At 56.5% G+C, this 24,100-nt stretch carries 19 protein-coding genes; 7 read left to right on the forward strand and 12 right to left on the reverse strand.

All coding sequences use genetic code 11. The annotated features are described in order from the left end of the window. Positions 1-88: 88 nt before the first annotated feature. The 3 genes from rpsU (at position 89) to rpoD (ending at position 4,782) form a co-directional block, all read left to right on the forward strand. Entirely contained in the window at positions 89-301 is a 213-nt protein-coding gene (rpsU, locus tag AC1RSM_RS03030; RefSeq protein WP_003799344.1) for a 30S ribosomal protein S21, read from the forward strand. Beyond that, positions 298-2,301, forward strand: coding sequence for a DNA primase (dnaG, locus tag AC1RSM_RS03035; RefSeq protein WP_492929360.1), 2,004 nt, complete (start codon positions 298-300; stop codon positions 2,299-2,301). Before rpsU ends, dnaG begins: the two co-directional genes overlap by 4 nt. A gap of 258 nt (positions 2,302-2,559) precedes the next feature. Beyond that, positions 2,560-4,782: an RNA polymerase sigma factor RpoD gene (gene rpoD / locus AC1RSM_RS03040; protein ID WP_492929362.1), complete on the forward strand. Its 2,223-nt coding sequence runs from the start codon at positions 2,560-2,562 to the stop codon at positions 4,780-4,782. A gap of 218 nt (positions 4,783-5,000) precedes the next feature. Here rpoD and AC1RSM_RS03045 read toward each other — a convergent pair whose 3' ends face one another. The 7 genes from AC1RSM_RS03045 to xdhA all read right to left on the reverse strand — a co-directional run bounded on the left by AC1RSM_RS03045 (position 5,001) and on the right by xdhA (position 14,674). Then, a complete protein-coding gene (locus AC1RSM_RS03045; protein ID WP_492929364.1) occupies positions 5,001-6,305 on the reverse strand; it encodes a sensor histidine kinase in 1,305 nt (434 codons plus the stop codon). A gap of 3 nt (positions 6,306-6,308) precedes the next feature. Next, on the reverse strand, positions 6,309-6,983 hold the full coding sequence (locus AC1RSM_RS03050; protein ID WP_492929366.1) for a response regulator transcription factor: 675 nt from the start codon (positions 6,981-6,983) through the stop codon (positions 6,309-6,311). Between the two features lie 58 nt (positions 6,984-7,041). Then, on the reverse strand, positions 7,042-8,343 hold the full coding sequence (locus AC1RSM_RS03055) for a methyltransferase family protein (RefSeq protein ID WP_492929368.1): 1,302 nt from the start codon (positions 8,341-8,343) through the stop codon (positions 7,042-7,044). Positions 8,344-8,537: 194 nt separating this feature from the next. Beyond that, entirely contained in the window at positions 8,538-9,863 is a 1,326-nt protein-coding gene (gene guaD / locus AC1RSM_RS03060; RefSeq protein WP_492929370.1) for a guanine deaminase, read from the reverse strand. A 25-nt stretch (positions 9,864-9,888) separates the two neighbouring features. Continuing rightward, entirely contained in the window at positions 9,889-10,857 is a 969-nt protein-coding gene (gene xdhC / locus AC1RSM_RS03065) for a xanthine dehydrogenase accessory protein XdhC (protein ID WP_492929372.1), read from the reverse strand. Continuing rightward, on the reverse strand, positions 10,854-13,181 hold the full coding sequence (gene xdhB / locus AC1RSM_RS03070; RefSeq protein ID WP_492929374.1) for a xanthine dehydrogenase molybdopterin binding subunit: 2,328 nt from the start codon (positions 13,179-13,181) through the stop codon (positions 10,854-10,856). The genes xdhC and xdhB overlap by 4 nt, the downstream gene beginning before the upstream one ends. Then, a complete protein-coding gene (xdhA, locus tag AC1RSM_RS03075; RefSeq protein ID WP_492929376.1) occupies positions 13,181-14,674 on the reverse strand; it encodes a xanthine dehydrogenase small subunit in 1,494 nt (497 codons plus the stop codon). The genes xdhB and xdhA overlap by 1 nt, the downstream gene beginning before the upstream one ends. 144 nt (positions 14,675-14,818) lie before the next feature. Here xdhA and AC1RSM_RS03080 point away from each other — a divergent pair, with 144 nt between their 5' ends. Both AC1RSM_RS03080 and AC1RSM_RS03085 read left to right on the forward strand, forming a co-directional pair. Beyond that, positions 14,819-15,760 (forward strand): LysR family transcriptional regulator, encoded by a 942-nt coding sequence (locus tag AC1RSM_RS03080; RefSeq protein ID WP_042481505.1) that lies wholly within the window; start codon positions 14,819-14,821, stop codon positions 15,758-15,760. Next, positions 15,757-16,515 (forward strand): LamB/YcsF family protein, encoded by a 759-nt coding sequence (locus tag AC1RSM_RS03085; protein ID WP_492929378.1) that lies wholly within the window; start codon positions 15,757-15,759, stop codon positions 16,513-16,515. The genes AC1RSM_RS03080 and AC1RSM_RS03085 overlap by 4 nt, the downstream gene beginning before the upstream one ends. Here the strand turns inward: AC1RSM_RS03085 and AC1RSM_RS03090 are convergent, their stop codons facing one another. The 3 genes from AC1RSM_RS03090 to AC1RSM_RS03100 form a co-directional block, all read right to left on the reverse strand. Further along, positions 16,516-16,704 (reverse strand): DUF3008 family protein, encoded by a 189-nt coding sequence (locus AC1RSM_RS03090; protein WP_492929380.1) that lies wholly within the window; start codon positions 16,702-16,704, stop codon positions 16,516-16,518. A 114-nt stretch (positions 16,705-16,818) separates the two neighbouring features. Beyond that, positions 16,819-18,021, reverse strand: a complete 1,203-nt coding sequence (locus tag AC1RSM_RS03095) for a benzoate/H(+) symporter BenE family transporter (protein ID WP_492929382.1) — start codon at positions 18,019-18,021, stop codon at positions 16,819-16,821. 28 nt (positions 18,022-18,049) lie between these two features. Then, positions 18,050-18,814 (reverse strand): AraC family transcriptional regulator, encoded by a 765-nt coding sequence (locus tag AC1RSM_RS03100; RefSeq protein ID WP_492929384.1) that lies wholly within the window; start codon positions 18,812-18,814, stop codon positions 18,050-18,052. 95 nt (positions 18,815-18,909) lie between these two features. On the opposite strand from AC1RSM_RS03100, the gene AC1RSM_RS03105 reads away from it, so the two are divergent. After that, entirely contained in the window at positions 18,910-20,124 is a 1,215-nt protein-coding gene (locus AC1RSM_RS03105) for an MFS transporter (RefSeq protein ID WP_492929386.1), read from the forward strand. A 177-nt stretch (positions 20,125-20,301) separates the two neighbouring features. Here AC1RSM_RS03105 and AC1RSM_RS03110 read toward each other — a convergent pair whose 3' ends face one another. Continuing rightward, positions 20,302-21,522, reverse strand: coding sequence for an MFS transporter (locus AC1RSM_RS03110; RefSeq protein WP_492929388.1), 1,221 nt, complete (start codon positions 21,520-21,522; stop codon positions 20,302-20,304). Between the two features lie 1,133 nt (positions 21,523-22,655). Here AC1RSM_RS03110 and AC1RSM_RS03115 point away from each other — a divergent pair. Continuing rightward, positions 22,656-23,444 (forward strand): deaminated glutathione amidase, encoded by a 789-nt coding sequence (locus tag AC1RSM_RS03115; RefSeq protein WP_492929390.1) that lies wholly within the window; start codon positions 22,656-22,658, stop codon positions 23,442-23,444. 7 nt (positions 23,445-23,451) lie between these two features. On the opposite strand, the gene AC1RSM_RS03120 is transcribed toward AC1RSM_RS03115, so the two are convergent. Further along, entirely contained in the window at positions 23,452-24,099 is a 648-nt protein-coding gene (locus AC1RSM_RS03120) for an alpha-ketoglutarate-dependent dioxygenase AlkB (protein WP_492929392.1), read from the reverse strand. Between the last annotated feature and the right edge of the window lies 1 nt (position 24,100).

A 24,100-nucleotide genomic window follows, 5' to 3' on the forward strand; every position in this document is an offset into this window, starting at 1 on the left:
GCGCCTTGCTTGGTGTATACGAGCAATCGTGCTACCATAATGGGCTATCTGTTACGCTAACTCTTTATTTACAAAGGTCAGGGATTACATGTCCATTGTTCGCCTGAAAGAAAACGAACCTTTTGAAGTCGCTCTGCGTCGCTTCAAACGCACTATTGAAAAAACCGGTCTGTTGACCGAGCTGCGTTCGCGCGAATTCTACGAAAAGCCAACGGCTGAGCGCAAGCGCAAGCACGCTGCCGCCGTGAAGCGTCACTACAAACGCATCCGCAGCCAGCAACTGCCTCCACGCTTGTATTGATCCCTGAATCTTTTGTTCAGGAACTGCTCGCCCGTGTCGATGTCGTAGATGTCGTCGGGCGATATGTGCAGTTGCGTAAAGGCGGGGCCAACTTGCTTGGCCTGTGCCCTTTCCACAACGAAAAATCCCCTTCATTTACAGTCAGTCCCACCAAGCAGTTTTATCATTGCTTCGGTTGTGGCGCTCACGGATCGGCTATCTCGTTCCTGATGGAACACACAGGGGCTTCATTCCCCGAGGCGGTACGCAGCTTGGCTGGGTCCGTCGGAATGACTGTGCCCGAAGCAGACCGAACTCCGCGTCAACGTGCTGCCGATGCTCGTCGCAAAGACGAACTGTCGCGCCAGCATCAGATTCTTGAGACCGCCCAAGGGCACTACCTGCGTCAACTCAAACAGTCACCCATTGCTATCGACTATTTAAAACGTCGTGGCCTGGATGGGGAGACCGCTGCTCGTTTCGGCTTGGGCTGGACGGGTACAGAGCGACGTGGGCTATCGGCTGTTTTTCCGCAGTACGAAGACAAGCAACTGGTTGAATCGGGCCTGGTGATCGAGTCCGAGGACGGTCGCCGCTACGACCGTTTCCGTTCGCGCGTCATGTTTCCGATTCGCGGCACCAAAGGCCACATTATTGGTTTTGGTGGTCGTCTGATCGAAAAGGGCGAGCCTAAATACCTGAACTCGCCAGAGACAACGCTGTTTTCCAAGGGCCATGAACTCTACGGTTTATGGGAAGGACGTCAGGGCATACGCAAAGAAGGCTTTGTCCTGATTGTTGAAGGTTATATGGACGTGGTGGCCCTGTCACAAAGCGGCTTGCACAATGCCGTGGCAACCTTGGGTACCGCGACTACAGAACATCACATCACTAAATTGATGCGCGCCAGCGACCGGCTGGTGTTTTGCTTTGATGGTGATGCAGCAGGGCGCAAGGCCGCATGGCGTGCGCTCAATACATGTTTGCCATTGGTACGTGATGACGTGTCTATCCGTTTCATGTTCCTGGCAGACAATCACGATCCCGATTCCTTTGTGCGTGAATTCGGCGCGCCAGCGTTTCGCGAGCAGGCTCAGGAAGCGGCGGCCTTGTCGCGCTTTTTCCTGGATGAGCTGGCCGCGCGCCACCGCATGGATGAAGCCGAAGGCCGTGCCGCTTGTGTGCATGAAGCTTTGCCGCTATTGCTGGAGCTGGCCGACAGCACATTGAAGGTGCAGATTCAGCATGAATTTGCCCGGATGGTGCTGCTCACGCCCGATGAGCTGGCGCAGCGCTTAAGTACGGTTGAGCCTGTGCGTCGGCCCACTTTTGAGACACCTCCTGCGCAAGACGGTTTGGTGGCCAGACCCCCCATTCCTGCGCAGCCAGCCTCGTCTTCAGAAGGCATGGAGCCGTTTGATGACGGCTTTGATGGCTCGTTTGCCGATAGCCTGCCTATGGATGGCTGGCAAGAGGAGCCAGAGTGGCATGCGCCGCAGCCCTCGCAGGAACGGTCTTTTACCGGCCGTGGCAAGGGCAAGAATAATCGCCAGCGGCCCGAACGGGCTGTCATGGGTGGCAGCCGTGCGGTTACACCCATGGCCAAGCGATTGCTGCGCTTGTTAATTGCCCATCCCACCCTGGTGGGCGGGTTGGGCGACCAACAACTTGAAATTTTGGCGCAGAGTCCCCACTTACGTTTAGTGCAAGAGCTGATTGCCTTAAGTAATATCAGCTCGGCGCGTCACGCAGGCGCTTTACTGGAAGCCGTAGACCCCGAGTCTGACCTGGCCCCGGTATTGGAAGCGGTCGCCACGGAGCTGTTGGGCGAGGAAGAATTGCCTGATCCGCAAGGCGAATGGCGTGATGCGCTGCATCGCATCGAATTGGATGCGATCAAGGCAGAGCAGTCGGCATTGATTGCTACGGGCTTGAAAGAACCCGAACAGCGTCAGCGTTATCAAGAATTGACACGCCGTATTGCTTTGTTGAATGCTGCTTATACTCGGCAAGTGAAGTAAAATATTGGGTTATGTGTTGTGTTTGTGGCCGGCCAGGGGGTTAAAACTGGTACGCGAGCAAATGCGGCGGGTAGCGGATTGTGAACCACCATATGCCTTGAGCCCATGAGCCAGGGATTAAATTACTTAGGGTTCGCTGGCGCAGCACGCCCAGGAGCAAGCCGGTTATAGACACGCTCATCATCAGGCTCTTGCCTGTACGACTCGGTGGCTACATATTTAGTGCCACAGGGGTAAATGGCGTCTATGGAAGAAAATATGACTCAAACGACTGGTAAAACCTCGACGACGGTCTCTCGGTCTGCTAAGAAAACCTTGGCCGCGACAGCAAAATCAGGGGCATCAAGCTCGGTAGAGCTCGATGAACTTCACGAGAGTGGAGAGCCAGGCGCAGCGCCTGCCAAGAAGGCCGCTAAAAAGGCCGCTGCGAAAAAAACGGTAGCCAAAAAAGCGGCTGCCAAGAAAACGGCAGTGAAAGCCGCTACCGGCGGTCGCCGTGGACGTCCCGCAAAAAATGCCAATAGCGACGGTATTGACTTTGTCGATGACGACGAAATGGGCGAAGAAGAGGTCATTCCTGATCTCAAGCCAGTGGCCAAGCGTGGTGCCAAGCGTGCCAAAGCCGAAAAAGACGTATTCGGTGTGCGTGGTCAGTTGACACCTGAAGAACAGGAAGCACGCCGCAATCGCCTGAAAGCATTGATCAAGCTGGGCAAGGATCGGGGTTACCTGACCTACAGCGAAATCAATGACCACCTGCCCGATGACCTGGTGGACGTCGAAGCCATTGATGGCATTATCGGCACCTTCAGTGACATGGGCATTTCGGTCTACGACCAGGCTCCGGACGCTGACACCTTGCTCATGAGCGATAACGCGCCCATGGCATCCAGCGACGACGACGTCGAGGACGAGGCCGAAGCTGCTCTGACTACAGTGGATTCCGACTTCGGTCGCACCACGGACCCTGTGCGTATGTACATGCGCGAAATGGGTTCGGTGGAGCTGTTGACACGCGAAGGCGAAATTGAAATTGCCAAGCGTATCGAAGACGGCTTGAAACACATGGTCATGGCAATTGCTGCTTGTCCTACCACCGTCAACGAAATCCTGGCCTACGTTCAGCGTGTGCGCGAAGGCGTCATGCAGATCGACGAAGTCGTCGATGGTCTGGTGGACGATGATGGTGAAGAGTACGCCGGTTCTGGTGTGACGGCTGACGACGAGGACGAAGGTCCCGCCGGCGGCATGAGCAGCAAGCAAATCGAATACCTGCGCAACAAGTCGCTCAAGAAGTTCGACATTATTGGCGAATGGTTTGACAAGATGCGCGTGTCTTTCGAGACCGATGGCTACAAGAGCCCCGGTTACGTGCAGGCACAGGAAACCATCCTGAACGAATTCATGGGCATTCGCTTTACCGCCAAGATGGTGGAAAAGCTGGCCGACACCATGCGTGAGCAGGTTGCGATTGTGCGTCAGCACGAACGCGAAATCCTGAACATCTGTGTGGATCGTGCTGATATGCCACGTGCGCACTTCATCAAGGCTTTCCCAGGCAACGAGACCAATCTGGAATGGGTGGTGCAAGAGGTTGCTGGCAACCACGCGTACAGCGCCATTCTGGAACGCCATATCCCTGCCATTCAGGAAGTTCAGCAAAAGCTGATCGACCTGCAAACCAGCGTGGTATTGCCACTCAAGGACCTGAAAGAAGTCAACAAACGCATGACCACCGGTGAAGCCAAGGCTCGTAAAGCCAAACGCGAAATGACCGAGGCCAACTTGCGTCTGGTGATCTCGATTGCCAAGAAGTACACCAACCGTGGTTTGCAGTTCCTGGATCTGATTCAGGAAGGCAATATCGGTTTGATGAAGGCGGTGGACAAGTTTGAATACCGTCGTGGCTACAAGTTCTCCACCTACGCTACTTGGTGGATTCGTCAGGCCATTACGCGTTCGATTGCTGACCAGGCCCGCACGATTCGTATTCCGGTTCACATGATCGAGACGATCAACAAGATGAACCGTATCAATCGTCAGATCCTGCAGGAAACCGGTGTTGAGCCTGATCCCGCAACTCTGGCTCAGAAGATGGACATGCCTGAGGACAAGGTTCGCAAGATCTTGAAGATCGCCAAAGAGCCTATCTCCATGGAAACGCCCATCGGTGACGATGACGATTCCCATTTGGGCGATTTCATCGAGGACAACAACACTGTTTCGCCTTCGGACTCCGCTTTGCACGGTTCGATGCGCGACGTGGTGAAAGATGTCCTGGATTCCTTGACGCCACGCGAAGCCAAAGTGCTGCGCATGCGTTTTGGTATCGAGATGAGCACCGACCAAACGCTGGAAGAAGTGGGCAAGCAGTTTGACGTTACGCGTGAGCGTATTCGACAAATAGAAGCTAAGGCTTTGCGCAAGCTGCGTCATCCTAGCCGTGCTGACAAGCTAAAGAGCTTCCTGGAAAGCCAGTAAGTTTTTTAGCCAGGCATGATAAAAAACCCGACCTTTGCAGGTCGGGTTTTTTTATGTCCTTGATAAAGGTGGGCTTAGCTGCCTGCAGGTCAGGTTCAAAACGGGGATACTGCCAGCCGGTACCTACTACTGCTGCTGCTGAGTCGGGAGCCATCGCAATAGCGTCTATCGCTTCTTCATGCGTTTCCGACCTGAGCACCACGTTCCGCAATAGGCCGTCAGGAAGGGTTCAAATCCAGCGTGAACACGCAACCTTTGCCATTCGGCCCAGTTTGCACGCTTAAGCTCCAGCCTTGGGCCAGCGCCAGTTGGCGCGCCAGAGCCAAGCCTATGCCTCGGTGTTCGCCGTCACGTATATCCCATGTAATTTGTTTGCCACGGCTGAAATGCCGCTCGAAAATCAAAATTTGCTCTTGTTGGGCGATGCCGGGGCCGTCGTCTTGTAAAGTCAGCGTAGATGGGGAAACCCAGCTTAGCTGCAGTTTGCAGGGGGCAGCATGATCAATGGCATTGCGCATCAAGATGCGTAGCAACATGGACAGGGCGTAGGGGTCCAGGGTGTAGGTAAGCGTTTCGGGAAGCAGATTGCTCCAGCGAACCTTGCTGCTACCCGTATCCAACAAGGCGACGGCTTGCCAAGTTTGCTGGGACAGTTCTTTAAGCTCGACTTCGCGTACATGTCGCTCTGCGGTATAGGCCAGGCTCTCTGCTGCATCCAGGCTGGCGGTAACGGCATCAGCCTGTACCATCATGCGTTGCAGCCGCTGTCGTTGCGGGCCGTCGGGCAACTGGAGTACCAGTAGCTCGCAATCACTGCGTATGGCGGTCAGGCCCGTGCGCAGCTCATGCCCCAGATTGGCGGCGAATTCTCGTTCGTGGGTCAGCAGTTCTTCCACTTGTTCCTGCATGCGGTTAAAGGCTCGAATGAGCCGGCCCGCTTCGTCATCCTGGTGCTCGGGCAGTCCGGAGCGGCCAGGGGCCCAATTTTCCAGATGGCGGGACAGCGCCAGCATAGGAGCCACCGCATGGCGGGCCACGCGCCGCCCCAGCAAAAAGACCAGCAAAATAGTGACTGAACCGATCAGAATCAAAAACAAGCCAAATTCACGGACCCGGTCTTCGTGCGGTGTGGCTCGGTACACCAGATAGAGCTGGCCTTGCTCTTTATCCTGGCGCAGTACGTGCCAGGTATCGCTGTTTAAATGAAATTCATAAATGCCGGGTTCCGAAACCTGGGCGAACTTGGGCAGACCGTCAAGAGGCTGGCCGGGTACAAACCAATAGCTGTCCAGCTCGGCTCCCAGCGCTTCGCTGCGGTCATAGGCACTGTCAGGCAATAAAGCGGGATTGCGGGCATAGGACATCAACATGGCATTGACCATCTCGTCCTCCATACGCGCAAAGGCCATATAGGCCAAGCCGCCCATGATGATGACGAGCAGGGCGGCAATCATGGTCAGGGCCCAGGATACCCGCTGGGTCAGGGTGCTCATGAAGCGGCTGCGTCGCATCATTTTTGCCATCTCTTAGGCTTCCTTCTGCAAACGCCAACCCGCGCCTGGCAGGGTTTCGATAGAGCCTGCTCCGGCCTCGGACAGCGCACGGCGCAAAATGTGGATCTGGCTACGCAGAGCTTCGGCAGAAGGGGCGCCTTGAGGCCAAAGTGTTTTCTCCAGTGCCCGTCGCGTCAGAATAGCCTGGGGGTCTCGGAGTAGTGCCTCCAGCAATTGACGTGCTTTAAAGCTTAAATGCAGATCCTGACCGTTCACGCTGACCACTGCCGTGTCCAGGTTGTATTCCAAGGTTCCCCAGTGCAGCGAGCCATGTTGGACTGGCGAGGGGCCACGGCGCATCAGGGCGCGCAGCCGGGCTTCGACCTCGGCCAGTGCAAAGGGTTTAACCAGATAATCATCTGCCCCCAGATCGAAAGCGGTGAGCTTGCTTTCCAACTGGCTGCGCGCTGTCAGCACCAAGGTAGGAATGGGTGTTTGGCTGGATTGGCGCAGCGCCTGAAGCACTCCCAAACCGTCCAGGCCCGGCAGGCCCAGATCCAGCACCAAGGCATCGAAATCCTGTTCTTGCAAGAGTGTCAGAGCGCCATGGCCATCATAGGCAGCATCCACCACAAAGCCTTTAAGCTCCAGATAGGTGTAAAGATTCTCGGCAATGGTCGTATCGTTTTCAACAATCAATACACGCATGACAGCTTGTTCCACGTTGTTGGGGCAGTCTTGTACAGCTTAATCCAGGCCAGACCCATCAGGGTAGACGTAGTAGTACGGGGACAAGCTCATTGATTTGCAGCCACTGTGCCAGTGCGAAGACCGGCCAGATCAAGAAGTAGGGCAGCGCATCACGTAAGGTCCGGGCCAGCCCGCCTAAGGAGACCTCAAGCTGGTCGGGGCTGTTCCATAGACTCAGGCGGGGCGCCATGCGGGGTACGCGCTGGCAGTACGCCTGATAGGTGCTGCCAAACACTTTTTGCAGCAGGATTTCTTCTTCGTCGATCACATTGTTGAACACCGCGTAGACGAACAGGGCCAGTACGGGGCCTAGCAAGAGGCTGCCCGACAAGGCTCCCATGCCGGTGACCGCGCATAGGGAAAATACATACAAGGGGTTACGGCTGATCGAGTAGGGGCCTTGGCTAATCAGACTGGAACCCTTATGCCCGCCTAGATACAGCATGCACCAACAGCGGCCTAGCACCGCGATCAATACCAGGGCCAGGCCTGCCATGCGGGTAAATTGAAAAACTAGAGAGTCCGGCGTCCAGGTCGAGGAAAAAACGGGTAATAGCAGCAGCATCAAGCCCCCAAAAACGCCCAATGTGCGGCGGCGTTGAACTTGGATGGTAGCCAGATGCTCCCAAGCCTGGGCGACGCTTGCTCGTTCACTGTGAGAGGCTGACCAGCGCTTAGGGTTAACTATCAAGGGATAAAACGCCAGGCTACCCAGCAGCCAGACAATGGCCAGCGAGCCAAAGACCTGCGTTAGATTAATGCGTTCTTGATCTGGCTCCAGCACGCCCAGCAAAAAGGCGCAGACCAAGCCTGCCAGCAAACCACCCCAGCGCAGTCTGGCCTGATTCATGGCCCAGCCTGCAAAGTACAAGTGCAGCAGGCCGGCACCGACGGCCACAACTGCGCCTAGCTCCAGCAAGGGTTTGACTTCTGGTAGCCAGCGATAGACAGGTATCAGGCCGCTGGGGGTGGACTGACTTTGTACGACCAGCAAGAACAAGGGGACAGCCATGAATAGCCCTGCTCCCAGCAGCAGTATGGTCTTACTAGGCCGAGCCTCCTGCCCCCGCAAGCGCCGCATTTTCCAGGCAGTAAGGCACAGGCCTGCTGACACGATCAATGCAGTCAGCAGGGCTTGAAGCTCTTTCATTTCGTGAGCCATGTGACCGGCTTGTGGGTTGCCAGCCAGCAAAGGATTGGGCGGAGACCAGTTCTGGCTCAGACTCGCTAGCCAAAGAAACAAGACGGTGACCCCGACGACTTGCGTTAACAGGTAGAACAGGGAATTACGTTGCACCACTGACGATGTGCCGGACATAGTGAGATCTCGCCAAGAAAAAGGGGGAGCCGGGGCTGGCTCCTTATTGACGGGATCAATGTATCGCTGGCACCGTAAAATCCGCGTGAAATCGAAAAACGCGTGTAGATGCTTTTTTGAGTATGCAGAAGAGGGTTCCTGGCAGGCGCTGTAATGCCTGAAATTGCTAGCCAGGAGCCTTGTGTCAGAGGCGTTTAGTGATCGCGTTGATGTACGCAGCGGCCGGCGCTGTAGCTGGCCTGAATGCAGCGGTCATCGCCCAAAATGGCGAACATGAACAGTTGCTCTTCCAAGGAATTGAGCATGGTGCTGCGGCGGGCCATCAAGGGCGTGGCCTTAGGGTCCAGAACGATAAAGTCTGCTTCAGCACCGGGGGCCAGCGTGCCGATTTGACCTTGCATATCCAGGGCACGTGCAGCGCCCTCGGTAGCCATGTAGAACATGGAAGCGGCGGTCAGGTGATAGTGATTCAGGCGTGCCACTTTATGCGCTTCGTTCATGGTGCGCAGCATGGAAAACGAGGTGCCACCTCCTACATCAGTGGCCAGTGTGTGCAGAACCTTGTCCTGACGGATGGACTGGAAGTCGAACAAACCGCTGGCCAGAAACAGGTTGGAGGTCGGGCAGTGCGCCGCGATACTGCCGGTGTCGTGCATGCGGGCACGATCTTGCTCGTCCAGCCAGATACTGTGGCCGTAAATCGCACGCGGGCGCAGCAGGCCAAAACTGTCATAGACATCCAGGTAGCTGCGGTTCTTGGGGAATAGTTCGCTAACCCATTTGATTTCATCTTTGTTTTCAGCTACGTGGGTTTGAACGAAGACATCGGGGTAGGCGCGTGCCAGCTCACCGCAGGCGGCCAGTTGCTCGGGGGTGGACGTCGGTGCAAAACGGGGAGTCAGCGCATAGAGTTGACGGCCTTTGCCGTGCCAGCGCTTGATCAGGTCTTCCGAATCACGGGCTCCGGATTCAGCGGTGTCCTGCAGGTACTCCGGGCAGTTGCGATCCATCATGACTTTGCCGGCAATCATGCGCACATTGCGCTCATGGCTTTCTTCAAAGAAGGCGTCCACCGACTGCGGGTGCACGCTGCCGTAGACCAGGGCTGTCGTGGTGCCGTTACGCAGCAGCTCGTCCAAAAAGACGCTGGCCACTTCGCGGGCATGTTCACTATCGCCAAAACGGCCTTCAGTGGGGAAGGTGTAGGTCTCTAGCCAGGGCAGCAGACCGCTGGATGGGGAGGCAATAATGTCCGTCTGGGGAAAGTGCAGGTGAGTGTCAATCATGCCAGGCATGATGATCTTGTCGCGCAGGTCCAGTTGCTGGGTGCCTGGGGGCAGGCTGGCCGAGAGCTCGGCCCAGTCGCCACAGGATTCAATGCGTCCTTGCTCGTTTACAAGCAACAGCCCGTCGCTGTGATAACGCACTGCTTCGGAAGGATCTTCCAAGCTAGCAGGGTCAGCAATGAAGTACAGCAGTTGGGCGCGGTAGGCACAGGCAGAGTGCAATGGGGTAGTCATGTTTATCCTTGAGAACAACGTCGCATCAGCGACTGAGCTGGCCCATGTCATAGGCATGCGCCAGCAGCTCGGCAGCAACAGCCACGGCAATAATAGAAGGGGCTTTGCCCTTAATGCCGGGCACGCCGATAGGGCAGACCAGCTCTTGAATACGGGACTCGGGCAAGCCACGCTGTTGCAGGCGGCGCTCGAACTGGCGGCGTTTGGTCATGGAGCCGATCAGGCCGACATAGGCGGTATCGGGGCGACGCAAAATTTGCTGGCACAGGGCCAGATCCAGGCCGTGATTATGCGTCATCACCAGAAAATAGCTATTGGTAGGAGCCTGTTCGATCAAGGCATCCGGGATGTCGGTGATCTCCAGGCTGACATTGTCAGGGACTCGGGCGGGGAAAAGCTCAGGTCGCTCGTCAATCCACTGCACCCGGCAAGGCAGGGTGCCCAGGATCTGCACCAGCGCCTCACCCACGTGACCGGCGCCAAACAGCAAAATAGTCAATGGCGGGGGCGGTAGGTCTTCCAGCCAGACTCCTTGCGAACCGTCGTAGTCCAGGCGTGATTCATCCGCTACGGAGGGGCTTTGAATGTCTACTTGCTTGCTGCCGTCGGACAGCAATTGGGAGCGACGGCTGCTGGCTTGCCCGGCTCGTATAGTCTTGTCCAGTTCTTCTAGCCAGGACAGGTCCTCCGGGCCCAATGTTTCGTACAGCAAGGTCACCACCCCACCGCAGCACTGGCCCAGGCTGGGACCCAGCGGCAAACGGCTCAGGCTCCAGCTGGGGCCCGATGCCTGACTGAGCAGCACGCGCGCCTGCTCTGCGGCCACCCATTCCAGGTGACCGCCACCAATGGTCAGCCACTGTTCGGTTTGGCTGAACAGCATGGCCGTACCCGCCGTGCGCGGCGTGGAGCCCTTGGCCAGCGCGACCGAGCACAAGACCAGCCGCTCACCCGCTTTTAGGCGGGCGAGGGCAAGGGATGGCCAGCTACTCATTTCGCTTTACGGATTGCCGCGACTGCACGCATGACCGCTTCGGCGGTAGCAGGGGCGTTCAGCTCTGGCTCGATCTGATAGTCGCCCACGCTGGCGACGGCATCGCGGATCGCATTAAAGACGCAGAAGGGCAGCAGCAAAGGCGGTTCGCCGACGGCTTTGGAGCGGTGGATGGAATCCATCACGTTGCGGCCATCGAACAGATTGACCCGAAAATCCACGGGGCAATCGCTGATCGCCGGGATCTTGTAGGTCGAGGGGGCATGGGTGGTGAGCTTGCCCTGCGCGTTCCAAACCAATTCCTCAGTGGTCAGCCAGCCCATGCCTTGAATAAAGGCACCTTCAACCTGACCAATATCCAGGGCCGGGTTGATGGACTTGCCCACATCGTGCAGGGCGTCCGCACGCAGCAAGCGGGATTCACCCGTCAGGGTGTCAATCAGCACTTCGGCTACGGCGGCACCGTAGGAGAAGTAGTAGAAGGGGTTGCCCTTCATGGTCTTGGAATCCCAGTGCAGACCGGGAGTGGCGTAGAAACCATCGGACCACAATTGAACACGGGCTTGATAGGCGTGTTCAACCAATTGGAAGAAAGGCATGATCTGGTCGCCGATCTCTACCTGGCCGCGTTCAAACTTTACGCTGGACTCATCAACCGAGAACAATTGGGCGGCTACCGTCGTCAAACGCTGACGAATTTGATAGGCCGCGTCTTGAGCGGCTTTGCCGTTCAAGTCTGTACCGGTAGAGGCCGCTGTGGCCGAGGTATTGGCCACTTTGGTGGTGTCGGTTGCTGTTACCCGGATGTGCTCCAGGTTCAAGCCCAGTTCGTGGGCCACCACTTGGGCGACCTTGGTGTTCAGGCCCTGGCCCATTTCGGTGCCGCCATGGTTCACCAGGACGGTGCCATCGCGATATACGTGTACCAGCGCACCAGCCTGGTTAAAGGCAGGCACATTAAAGGAAATACCAAACTTCACCGGCGTCAAAGCCAGCCCTTTTTTCAGAATAGGGCTGCTGGCATTGAATTCCCGTACTTGCTCACGGCGCTGGCGGTACTCGCTGGTGGTTTCCAGTTCCGCAACCAGTTCGTGAATGATGTTATCCACCACGGTCTGGTCATAGGGCGTGATATTGCGGTCTTCTGTGCCGTAAAAGTTGATGCGGCGCACGTCTAGCGGATCTTTGCCCAGACGGCGGGCGATGCTGTCCAGCGCCACTTCCATGACCAAGGCACCTTGTGGGCCACCGAAACCGCGGAAAGCGGTATTGGACTGTGTGTTGGTGCGTCCGCACAGGGCGCTCATATCCACATCGGACAGGTAGTAGGCATTGTCAAAGTGACAGATTGCGCGGGTAGCCACCGGGCCAGACAAGTCGGCTGAGAAGCCAGCATTGGCGGTCATGTCCAGGCGCGCGCCCAGCAGACGGCCTTCGTCGTCGTAGCCAATATCGTATTCGTAGTAGAAACCGTGACGCTTGCCCGTAATCATGAAGTCGTCGTCGCGGTCCAGACGCAGCTTGATGGGACGCTGCAAACGCACAGCGGCCACGCTGGCCACGCAGGCGTACAGGGCCGATTGGGATTCTTTCCCCCCAAAGCCACCGCCCATACGGCGGCATTCCACATGCACCTTATGAGCTCCAACGCCCAGGCAGTGGGCCACCAGTTGCTGCATTTCCGAAGGGTGCTGGGTGGAACACCAGATATGTACCGCGCCATATTCCTTGGGGACAGCGTAGGAGATCTGGCCTTCCAGATAGAACTGTTCCTGACCGTTGCACTGGAACGTGCCTTTCAAACGATGTGGAGCTGCTTCCAAGGCTTTCTTTGCATTGCCTTGAGTCAGGCTCATCAAGGGCAATACACCGGCTTGCGCGGCTTTGGCCTCTTGCGGGGTCAAAATAGCGGGCAGCTCTTCATAGGTGATTTTGCCCAGACGAGCCGCACGGCGCGCCTGATCGTGGCTTTTGGCGATGACGGCAAAGATGGGCTGACCGAAGTAGTGCACGACCCCATCGGCCAGAATCGGGTCGTCATGCAGAATCGGGCCGCAGTTATTGGCGGCCGGGATATCGGCTACGGTCAACACGGCGATCACGCCTGGCGCCTGACGTACGGCTTCCAGGTCCACTTCCAGCAAACGTGCATGGGCTTTTTCTGACATGCCCAGGGCAATATGAGCGGTGCCTTGCAGTTCGGGCAGATCGTCCGTGTAGGTGGCTGTGCCACTGACGTGCAAATCAGCCGACTCATGCAGAAAGGACATACCGACGCGCTTGGGCGTAGCGGTGTTCAGATGCTCGATTTTGTCGATTTTCATCACAAAGTCTCCAGGCTGGCTTGAGCTCGGTGAAAGACATTCAGCTGTGCGGGACTCAAAGCGTGTTCAGGGTGAGTTTCCAGGAAGAAGCGGTACAGCAGGTTAGCGGCGCTTTGATTGCGGTACTCGCTGCTGGCACGCATATCACTGAGGGCCTGGTAGTCCTGCTGCAGGGCCTGCATGGCCGCTTGTACGTTTTCTTCGTTCCATTCCTGGCCTTGCAGGACTTGCTCGGCGTGGCTGGCACGTTTAGGCGTGGCCGCCATGCCGCCAAAGGCGATGCGGGCTTGTTTGACCGTTTTGCCATCCAGTTCAACGGCAAACGCGGCACATACGGCAGAGATGTCCTGGTCAAAGCGCTTGGACAGTTTGTAGGTACGGAATTTCCATTGGCCTTTGTCGCGCGGGATCAGCAGACCCTGAACGAACTCACCGGGCTGCATCGCTGTCTTCTGGTAAGCCAGATACAGGTCTTCCAGCGGCATGACGCGCTCGACCTGGCCTTTACGCAGAACCACACGGGTGCGCAGGGAGATCAAGGCGGGCATGGAGTCGCCAATGGGTGAGCCATTGGCCACGTTGCCCCCCAGGGTGCCTGCGTTGCGGATGGGGAAAGAGGCAAAGCGCTGATGCAGCTCTTTGAGCTCCGGATGGTCCTTGACCAAAGCGCCAAAGGCGTCGTTCAGCAATACACCCGCGCCAATGTACAGATCGTCTTCGCGTGCCGTCAGTTCGCGCAGTTCGGCAACCTGGCCGATATAGATCAAATGGGGCAGATCGCGGAACTGCTTGGTAACCCACAAACCAATGTCGGTACTGCCTGCCAGGATGCGGGCTTGCGGGTATTGTTCGCGCAATTGCGCCAGTTGGTCCAGATTGCGGGGGGCGTGGAAGGTTTGGCCTTGGTATTCATAGGCCAGCATGCCGTCCTGGCGAATGGTGCGCAGCTTGTTTTCAATAGCCTGGCGATCCAGGCTGACAGCGGGGTAGCTGTGCATGGCCTTGGCGGCGTCGATAATAGGGCGGTAGCCCGTGCAGCGACACAGATTGCCGGAGAGCACATCGTCGATCTGGTCTCGGGAAACCGGGCCGTCCTCTGGCGAATGCGTCATGTACAGGCCCCACAGCGACATGATGAAGCCGGGCGTACAAAAGCCGCATTGGGCGCCATGCCAGTCCACTATGGCCTGCTGCACCGGGTGCAGGGTGCCATCGTCCTGGCGCAGGTCCTCAACGGTGTAGAGCACCTTGCCATCAAGGGTAGGCAGCAGCTGGATACAGGCGTTGACGGCCCGCAATTGCAGTTGATTGTTCTGGTCCAGTTCGCCAATCATGACCGTGCAGGCGCCGCAGTCACCCTCGGCACACCCTTCTTTGGTGCCGGTGCTGTGCAGATCCTCACGTATATACTGCAAAACGGTTCGCGTGGTCGGGGCTTGAGCCACCTCTTGTACCTGGCCGCGATAAATAAAACGAATTGGTCTTGTCTCCATGATCTCACTCGACTGGTTTTTTACGGATCGAAGATAGCATCTGCTTAGGGCGCGAACATTTGCTTGTAATGATGTTCACTATATAGGCGTATGAGTGTCTACACGGATCTACGACAGGTAGCCAGTGCTTGTATTATTTAGACCATGCCAAAATTACGAGAACAACTAGACCTACATTTGCTGCGGGTATTGCAGTCGCTGCTCAAAGAGCATAGCGTCTCGCGTACGGCTATCCGCTTGGGCATGTCCCAGCCAGCTGTCAGCAATGCCTTGCGGCGCTTGCGCGAAATCACGGGCGACCCGATCTTGTTGCGCGGTAAAAAAGGGATGGTGCCGACCGAGCGCGGCCCTTTTTTGCTGGCACATGCTACGGAAGCCCTGCAAGCTATCGAGCGAATTTCTGCTACCGCAGAGCCTATGGACCCCAGCCAGTCCACCCGAGTGTTCAATTTGGGGGCACCGGATTATCTGGATGGGGCGTTTATCCCGGATATAGCCGAACGTGTACGCCGTCAGGCGCCGCAGGCCCGTCTGGTGGTGCATACCATCAATCCGGATCTGGACTACGTGCAGGCCCTGGAGGAGGGCGAGCTGGACGTGGTGATCGGTAACTGGCTGGAACCCCCGGAAAAGCTGCATCTGGCGCGCCTGTTTGACGATGAGGTGGTCTGCATGCTGGGCCGGCACCATCCTTTGGCCCAGCGCGGCCTGTCCTTGCAACATTATCTGGAAATGCCCCATTTGGCACCTTCTGCCCATGTAACGGACAAGCGCGGCTTTATTGACGGCTGCCTGGCCGAACAAGGGATTAGCCGTCAGGTGCAGATGGTGGTGCCGTATTTCGGCCTGGTTCCCGGTATTTTGAGCCGCACGGACATGGTGTTTACCACTAATCGTCAGTTTGCCGAGTACTATGCCCGCATCCTGCCCATTACGGTTTTGCCCTGTCCGGTTCACTTTCCACTGATGCGTTTTTACCAGCTGTGGCATCCACGCACGCATAATGCGGCAGAACTATTGTGGTTCAGGCGTTGTATCGCCCAGGCCGCGGGCAGACTGGATGGTTTATCAGAGGGGACACCATGAGCTTACGTATTGATTTGAATTGCGATATGGGCGAGAGCTTTGGCGCCTGGGTCATGGGCCATGACGAGCAAGTCATCCCCTGGGTGAGCTCGGTCAATATTGCTTGCGGCTTTCATGCAGGCGATCCGGCCACCATGCGTCAGACGGTAGCGCTGGCGTTGAAGCAGGGTGTCAAGCTGGGGGCTCACCCCGGTTTGCCTGATCTGGCCGGCTTTGGCCGTCGGGTGATGGCCGTTACCCCCGAGCAGGTATACGACATGGTGGTAGTGCAAGTGGGGGCGCTGGCGGCCGTGGCACGCACTCAGGGCGCGGCCTTGCATCACGTCAAGGCCCATGGGGCGCTCTACAACATGGCGGCACGCGACGGGAATCTGGCCCGTGCCATCGCCCAAGCGGTGGCCGATATTGATCGCAGCCTGATTCTCTATGCCTTGGCAGGAAGTGTGCAGGTTCAGGCCGGGCGAGATGCGGGCTTGAAAGTGGCTCAGGAGGTGTTTGCGGATCGCAGCTATCAGGATGATGGCAGCCTGACGCCACGGCAACAGAGCGGCGCCATGATTACGGATGCTGAGCAATCAGTCACGCAAGTGATGCAGATGATAGAACAAGGCACCGTCACCAGCTTGGCAGGTAAAACGGTGCCTTTATCCGCAGATACCTTGTGTTTGCATGGCGATCAGGCGGGAGCGGCGGAGTTCGCGCAACGTCTGCATCAGGCCTTCAAGCAACACGGTATCCGCGTTCAAGCTATCTGATTATTCCTTGTGCTCAGGCAAATTGCGGCGCGCGGTATCGGTGCTGGCCATCTCTTCCAGCTCTTTTTCCGACATCGTCTTGTACATTTCCAGCGACGCCCCTTTCAAACTGGACAGGGGCGTTTCGCCGCGTTTTGCAGATAAAGCCGCGCCAGCGGCTTTTTGTTGGGCTTGAGATAAAGCAGGCATGATGCACCTCCGAAAAGTGGTCACGCTTTTAGTGTGCCTACAAACAAAGACGGCCAAGCAAGCAAATGTGAAGCTTGTTTGCCGTCTTGAACAGAGGCGGGGCGAAAGGCCCGATCAGGACACTTTTCGTTTCTGAATCAAATAGATGGCCATGCCAAAAACCAGGCCCCAGAAGGCGCTGCCGATATTGAGCAGGCTCATGCCCGAGGCAGTAGTCAAAAACGTCACCAAAGCCGCGTCCCGGGTGTCGGGGGCTTCCAGAGCCATATGGATGCTGTTGCCAATTGTGCCCAGCAAGGCCAGGCCGGCAATGGCTGCGATCAATTCCGTGGGGAAGGCTGCGAACAGGCTGACCACCGTGGCACCAAAAATACCGGCTGCAAAATAGAAAATACCGGCCCAGACGCTGGCGCGGTAGCGCTGACGGGGGTCTGCATCGACTTCCGGGGTCATGCACAAGGCAGCGCTGATCGCAGCCAGGTTATAGGCGTAACCGCCAAAAGGGCCGAAGATCAGGCCAACAATCCCGGTCCAGCTGATGACGGTGGAGTTGGGCGCCTCGTAATTGTGGGCCTTGAGTACCGCCACGCCCGGTATGTTTTGCGAGCTCATGGTGACGATGAAAAAGGGAATTCCCACGCCGATCAACGCAGTCCAGGAAAATTCAGGCCAGACCAGAACCGGCGTAGCGGGTGTCCAGCTCAGAATCTCCATTTTCAGCAGGCCTTGCATTGCGGCGATCACCACGCCGGTTACCAGGGCCAAGGGCACCGCATAGCGTGCCGACCACTGGCGAATCAGCAAAAACACCACGAACATGCTCAGGCACATCAGCCATTGCGTTTGCATGGCGCCAAACAGATCCAGGCCAAAACGCAGCAAAATCCCGCCCAACATGGCACCGGCAATGCTGCGTGGCATGTACTGCATCAGCTTTTGAAAGCTGCCGCTAAGGCCACAGAGGGTGGTCAGCAAGGAGGAAAACAGGAAAATTCCTATAGCCTGGGACATGGGCAGGCCGACCAGGCCCGTGGCCAGCAAGGCTGCACCGGGAGTCGACCAGGCGGTCAGAATCGGAATTTTGTAGCGTAGCGATAAACCGGCAGACAGCAAGCCCAGGCCAATCCCCAAGGACCACATCCAGGAACCCAGTTCTGCGGTGCTGGCTCCGGCTGCCTGCGCGGCTTGAAACACAATGGCCGCTGAGCTGGTGTAACCGACCAGCACGGCAATAAGCCCCGCCGACATATGAGAGATCTGAAACCAACTTAACAAACGATGCAGATATCCGGCGCGGGGCAGGGGTGTGGAGGACATGGGTGTCTGTGTTGTGAGTAAGTAAGACTTAAGAGGATTGGGTCTGGCTTAGATAACGGCTGGGGGTTTCGCCCAAAATAGACTTGAAAACGGTAATGAAGGCACTGATAGAGGTGTAACCCAATTCCCTGGCCGTGCTCTTTACGGACATTCCCGAACCTAGCTTTTGGAGGGCCAGCATAATCATGAATTGTTGCCGCCAGCGCCCGAAACTCATCCCTGTGTGTTTTAGCATATGTCGGGCCAGGGTGCGCTCGCTCATGGCCAGTTCTTTTGCCCAGTCCGCCATTGTGGGCCGCGAGTCAGGGTGCTTGAGCATATGGTGAACGATGGCTTGCAAGACCTTGTCTTCCGGCACGGGCACATGCAACTGGCGCGTGGGCATTTGGTTCAGGGTTTCCAACAACACCAAGGCCAGACGGTGTGTCTGGCTATTCGGTGCATAGTCAGGGTTCAGATCGCTTAAGTGAATAATCATCTCGCGCACCATGGGGCTGATTTCCAGGGTGCAACAGTGATTGGGCAATTGATCCAGGCCAGGCTGAATGTACAGAAAGTGCATCAGGGCCTGATCGTCGGCGCGGGCTCGGTGGGGGATGCCGACCGGCACCCAGACCGCGCAAAGGGGTGGCACCATCCAGTAACCCTTGTCCGTCTGCAAGGTGACAGAGCCGTATTGAGTCAGAATCAGCTGCCCATTGGGGTGCGTGTGCAAGGGCTGTTCGGTGGTGGCGCCCATCTCCACTTTGATGCTGAAAACAGGGCCGCCCTGCGGATCAGTGCTAAAACTCATACATTGTCCGTTTAGAGGTATAAGTTGTCATAATATCCTGTTTGCGTCGGACTCGAAACAAGATAGAGTAGGGTTTTTACCTACTGGCCCTTTTCATGTCCCGCTCTCGTCTCTCATGGTTCTCCCATCCCCTGGTGGTTTTAATAGGGGTGTTGTTGATTGCAGGTAATCTGCGCGCACCAATCACCGGCATTGCGCCTTTGCTTGAGTTGATTCAGGCAGATCTGTCTCTATCCTCAACGCAGGCTGGCTTGTTAACGGCCATGCCTTTGTTTATCTTTGCCGTGGTCTCCTTGCTGGCGGCCTCCATGGCGCGACTGGTGGGGCTGTCCCGCTCCTTGTTCATCGCCTCTGTACTGATCGCTATCGGCGTGGTGATTCGGGTCCTGGGTGGGACCACGGCCTTGTTTTCCGGTATTGGCGTGTTGGCTATTGGGATTGCGCTGGGCAATGTGCTGCTGCCGTCCCTGGTGAAACGGCATTTCCCCATGCGTATCAGTTTCGTGACTTCCTTGTACGTGCTGTTCATGGGTCTGGTGGCAGCCTTTAACTCGTCCTTGGCAGTGCCGCTGGCCGAATGGACGGGGCAAAGCTGGCGCTGGTCGTCCTTGATTGTGGTCGGTGTGATGGCGATTGCCGGTGTACTGATCTGGGGAACTCAGTTGGGGGCGGACCGACGTGCTGCGCAAAATGCGCCTGCTGCGGCTCCTTCAACGGCACCCGTGTGGCGCTTGCCACTGGCCTGGTACATCACCTTGTATATGGGTTTGAACTCGGTGGCGTATTACATGGTGGCCAGTTGGTTGCCTGTCATGTTGGTTAACTACGGTTTCGAGCCCGATCATGCAGGCCAGATTCATGGGTTGATGCAATTGGCCACGGCGGTCCCCGCTTTGTTGTTGATGCCTTTGCTGAGCCGTTTGCACGATCAGCGTCTGGTCGCCTTGGCAGGGGCCTTATTGCAGACTCTGACCTTTGTCGGCTTTCTGGTCTTGCCGTCCTGGTCCTTGCTGTGGTCCTTACTGTTCGGGATTGGCAGCGGCAGCGTGTTCTTGATCGCCTTGTCCCTGATCGGGGTGCGTTCTACCTCCACCTCGCAGGCGGCTTCCTTGTCGGGCATGGCGCAGTGTATGGGCTATCTGCTGGCCGCATTTGGTCCTCCGGCCATGGGTGGCCTGCACGACTTGTTTAACGGCTGGGGATGGGCTCTGGGCCTTTGCTTGCTGGTTACCCTGGCCATGGCTTATGCCGGATGGCTGGCCGCTCGCCCCGCAGTGCCCGCACCGGTAGAAACAGTCAACGTCGTTTAAGACTGCTGACTTCAGCGAGAGATAGAAAAACGGCCTGTAATCAGGCCGTTTTTTGTGTCCGCTGCTGTGGCTGGGTTCGTCCAGGCTCATCTTTACGGGGGGTAAGTAGAACAAGTCTTGGCTTGTGTGCTTTTCCTGAACCTGCTTTGTACGAGGAGCCTAATCCGCCTATGAAGATTAATCCTTGATTCGCAGCGAAATAGAATGCAAAGCCAAGCCGCCCAAGGCCAGCAGCGCTCCGACCCAGGCGGTGGATGTCCAACCCCAGCCCGCGGCAATCGTCAGCCCGCCCAGCCAGGCGCCCAAGGCATTGGCCATATTGAAGGCCGAATGATTCAGCGCCGCAGCCAGTGTCTGTGCATCGCCTGCTACGTCCATCAAGCGAATTTGCAGTGCTGGGCCCAAGGCAACCAGCGTACCGATCAGCATGATGTTCAGCGGACCCAGGATTGGGTGGTGCGCCGTCACCATGAACAGCAACAGTACCGCCGTGGCCCAGATCAGCACCATCCGGATGCTGCGATCCAGATGGCTGTCTGCATAGCGTGCGCCCAACAGATTACCCAGGACCATGCCCACGCCAAACAAGGCCAGCACAAACGGAATGGTGCTGGCTGACAGGCCCGCCAGTTCCATCAAGGTGGATTTGACGTAGCTAAAGACAGAAAACATGCCGCCAAAACCAATCGCACCAATACCCAGCGTCAGCCAGACCTGTTTGCGCTTGAGAGCGCCTAGTTCACGCAAGGGGCTGGCCAGGGTGTTGGCGGGGACGTAGGGAACAAAGCGCAGCACCAAGCCCATGGTCAACAGGGCGATCACGCTGACAAATACAAAGGCAGCTTGCCAGCTGGACCATTGGCCCAGAGCAGTGGCAATAGGAACACCGGCCAGTGTGGCTACTGTCAGGCCCAGCATGACGTAGGCCACGGCCTGGGCTCGGCGGTGAGGCGGGACCAGACGAGCAGCTACTAAAGCGGCTACGCCGAAATAGGTGCCGTGTGGCAAGCCGGCCAGAAAGCGGGAAATCAACACGGTTTCATAGCTGGGTGCAATCACCGTCAAAAAGTTGCCAACGGCATAGCCGCCCATCAAGGCAATCAAGAGACGACGCCACGGCCAGCGCGCGCCCAGTACGGCCAGGACGGGAGCACCGATCACTACGCCCAGGGCGTAGGAACTGATTAAATGCCCGGCAGTTGGAATGTCTATGCCCAGGTCGTGGGCGACATCTGGCAGCAGGCCCATGATGACAAATTCGCCTGTGCCAATCGAAAAGCCGCCCACGGCTAAAGCAAGAATGGCCAGTAGCACCTGACCAGGAGAGGAGGAGGAAAGAGAAGGGGACAAGATGCCAACCTGTGAAACAAGATGCGGGTGCACGCCAGAAACAGGCATGCGAAAGGAAAGCAGTATTGTCGCGCAGTCTGGCTAGGCGGCTCAAGTTCTATGCAACCATCCGTAAGTTATTAGAAACAAGCGCTAATTCTGAATTTTCTGGCTTGGATTATTAATTGATTTATGTCCTAGCACAAATTTATTTATCTAGCTATAGCGTCAGCCCTAAACAACGTATGCAGATTTTTTTATTTATTTTATATAGAATCACGGTATTGGGTGTTTTGTATCCAATCATTTTCCTGTGGTAGCTTTCCCCTGATTTTGCAAGAAATCGGGGGTTTTTTTTATTCAAAATATTATGGATTTCAATCATTAGTGCATTGATAATCCAGGGCTGGAGTGGCGTGTGATCAGGGCCCTAAGGGCTTGTTCTCTGGTTCTTGAGGGGCCGGCCGCATTAAATAAGGGGCTGTGCATTTGCACTGGCCCCTTTGTTTTATTTGCTGCTTTTAAAGGCTTTGAATTAAGCCATATTCACTGAATTAATCAGCATTCTATTATGTCCGGTCATATTGGGTTTTTCCCGCCTGTTTGCCTGAGGAAAAACGGGTAAAGCCGCTTATTGATTGCTTGTTTCAAAAATTACGGCGACTGTAAATCTGCTTTGTTTAGAAAGTGATGATAGGGAAAATAAGAATCTCCCATATCTTATTTGGAATCGCAGCCATGATTCTTTTTCATGCCTTAATAAAAGCCGTTCCAAAATTTGTTTAATCGTGTTGTAAGGGGGATTGATGCGTAGATGCGGAGCAGGGTCGACACGAACATCCAAGCCCTGTAGAACCCGTGCTTGCAGCCCTGATTTTTAGAAATCCTGTTTATAAATCAATTGGGTAATCCTTGTTTTCCTTAAAGCGATTGATTGGACGTATTTGCAAAGTGTTTAGTTTTGCTAAACATTTGCTTATTCGATGCGCATGAATCAGTTCTTTTTATTTAGGGTTCCATTCCTTTTCCGGCTGAAGAGAAATGAAGTGCTGTCGGAAGATGGCAGGCGGGCAATCCCCATTTTTTTCCATTGGTGGCCATCAGGTGGTCAGTCGAGGAAATTGGGATGGGGCCGGTGTGGGGCTGGCCAAGACCGCTTGCTGCGTTAGAATTGTTTAGGCGGCAAATACGAGGAGCAGGTCATGAAAGTTGCATTGGGCCAGATGGCCGTTTCCAAAGATACGCAGGAGAACCTGGACGCCTGCCTGGGGCTGATAGAGCAAGCGATCCGCTCTTCAGCACAGCTGTTGGTATTACCAGAGGGTGTCTTGGCCCGTAATGTGGCAGACCCTGAAGTCGTCCTTAAATCCGCACAAGCCCTGGATGGGGAGTTTGTCAGCCGCTTGAGCGCGGCCACCCGTGACACGGATTTGACCGTGGTGTTCTGCATTCACACGCCCACAGGCGAGGGCAAGGTCTGGAATACCTTGGTGGTTTTGCGCGACGGGCAGGTGCTGGCTCACTACAACAAACTGCACTTGTATGATGCTTTTTCTGTGCAGGAGTCGCGCTATGTGCAGCCCGGCACCGAGATTCCGGCCTTGATCGATGTGGCTGGCTTCAAAGTCGGCCTGATGACCTGCTACGACCTGCGCTTTCCTGAAATGGCCCGTCGCTTGTGCGTGGATGGTGCACAGGTACTGCTGGCACCCTCGGCCTGGCTGAAAGGACCCTTGAAAGAGCATCACTGGCGCGTGCTGACGACGGCGCGTGCCCTGGAAAATACGGCGTATATGGTGGCTGTCGGGGAATGCGGCGAGCGCAATATAGGCCAAAGTCTGGTGGTCGATCCCTTGGGTGTTATTGTCGCCCAGGCGGCCGAGACACCGACCCTGCTATTAGTGGATCTGGACCGTGAACGGCTGGCTTACGCGCGTCGTATTTTGCCTGTTCTGGATAATCGCCGCTTTGCCTCCCCCGAGCTGAGCTAGTCCGCTGTCAGCCGGCCCGTCTAAAGGTCAAGTTCACCCGGCCTGAGCCCCATATTGGATGGGGCGGGCCTTCCAGGCGGCGCACCCCATGAAAGTTCATGCGGGATGGTCCCCACCAGACCAGCACATCGCCGTCACCCAATCGCAGTGTGCGCACGGGATCGCTACGCTTGGCCCCTCCCCATAAAAATAGGGCTTCACGGCCTAAAGACACTGAAATAATCGCGTGCTGCCAGTCACGCTCGTTTCTGTCCTGATGCAGGGACATATGGGCGTGCTCATCGTAATAGTTAATCAGGCAGGTATCGGGCTGGAACGGGCCCTGGCCAGAGGCCTGATGAATCTGCGCCAGCAGCGTGTGAAAAACCTCAGGAATGGCGGGCCAGGGCAGACCGCTTTGCGGGTCGATGGCGCTGTAGCGATAGCCGTGCTCGTCGGATACCCAGCCTAACTGCCCACAACTGCTTTGCGCCGCGGACATACGATGCCCCGAAGGGACCTGCATATGACGCCAGGGCGCCTGCTGCACGACGTCTTTGACGGCTTGGGTCAAGGCGGGGGCGTAGGGCAGAGCCAGACCGGGCAAGGCGATCAGGCCTTCATCCAGAGTCAAAGCGTTATCAGGTTCTGAGTCGAAAAGAGAGAAAGTGGACATG

This window comes from Alcaligenes sp. GW821-FHT11D07, from assembly GCF_058808495.1.

Coding starts and splice junctions, on each gene's coding strand:
- rpsU (WP_003799344.1), top strand. CDS start 89: ATGTCCATTGTTCGCCTGAAAGAAAACGAACCTTTTGAAGTCGCTCTG.
- rpoD (WP_492929362.1), top strand. CDS start 2,560: ATGACTCAAACGACTGGTAAAACCTCGACGACGGTCTCTCGGTCTGCT.
- AC1RSM_RS03045 (WP_492929364.1), bottom strand. CDS start 6,305: ATGGCAAAAATGATGCGACGCAGCCGCTTCATGAGCACCCTGACCCAG.
- AC1RSM_RS03050 (WP_492929366.1), bottom strand. CDS start 6,983: ATGCGTGTATTGATTGTTGAAAACGATACGACCATTGCCGAGAATCTT.
- AC1RSM_RS03055 (WP_492929368.1), bottom strand. CDS start 8,343: ATGTCCGGCACATCGTCAGTGGTGCAACGTAATTCCCTGTTCTACCTG.
- guaD (WP_492929370.1), bottom strand. CDS start 9,863: ATGACTACCCCATTGCACTCTGCCTGTGCCTACCGCGCCCAACTGCTG.
- xdhC (WP_492929372.1), bottom strand. CDS start 10,857: ATGAGTAGCTGGCCATCCCTTGCCCTCGCCCGCCTAAAAGCGGGTGAG.
- xdhB (WP_492929374.1), bottom strand. CDS start 13,181: ATGAAAATCGACAAAATCGAGCATCTGAACACCGCTACGCCCAAGCGC.
- xdhA (WP_492929376.1), bottom strand. CDS start 14,674: ATGGAGACAAGACCAATTCGTTTTATTTATCGCGGCCAGGTACAAGAG.
- AC1RSM_RS03080 (WP_042481505.1), top strand. CDS start 14,819: ATGCCAAAATTACGAGAACAACTAGACCTACATTTGCTGCGGGTATTG.
- AC1RSM_RS03085 (WP_492929378.1), top strand. CDS start 15,757: ATGAGCTTACGTATTGATTTGAATTGCGATATGGGCGAGAGCTTTGGC.
- AC1RSM_RS03090 (WP_492929380.1), bottom strand. CDS start 16,704: ATGCCTGCTTTATCTCAAGCCCAACAAAAAGCCGCTGGCGCGGCTTTA.
- AC1RSM_RS03095 (WP_492929382.1), bottom strand. CDS start 18,021: ATGTCCTCCACACCCCTGCCCCGCGCCGGATATCTGCATCGTTTGTTA.
- AC1RSM_RS03100 (WP_492929384.1), bottom strand. CDS start 18,814: ATGAGTTTTAGCACTGATCCGCAGGGCGGCCCTGTTTTCAGCATCAAA.
- AC1RSM_RS03105 (WP_492929386.1), top strand. CDS start 18,910: ATGTCCCGCTCTCGTCTCTCATGGTTCTCCCATCCCCTGGTGGTTTTA.
- AC1RSM_RS03110 (WP_492929388.1), bottom strand. CDS start 21,522: ATGCCTGTTTCTGGCGTGCACCCGCATCTTGTTTCACAGGTTGGCATC.
- AC1RSM_RS03115 (WP_492929390.1), top strand. CDS start 22,656: ATGAAAGTTGCATTGGGCCAGATGGCCGTTTCCAAAGATACGCAGGAG.
- AC1RSM_RS03120 (WP_492929392.1), bottom strand. CDS start 24,099: ATGTCCACTTTCTCTCTTTTCGACTCAGAACCTGATAACGCTTTGACT.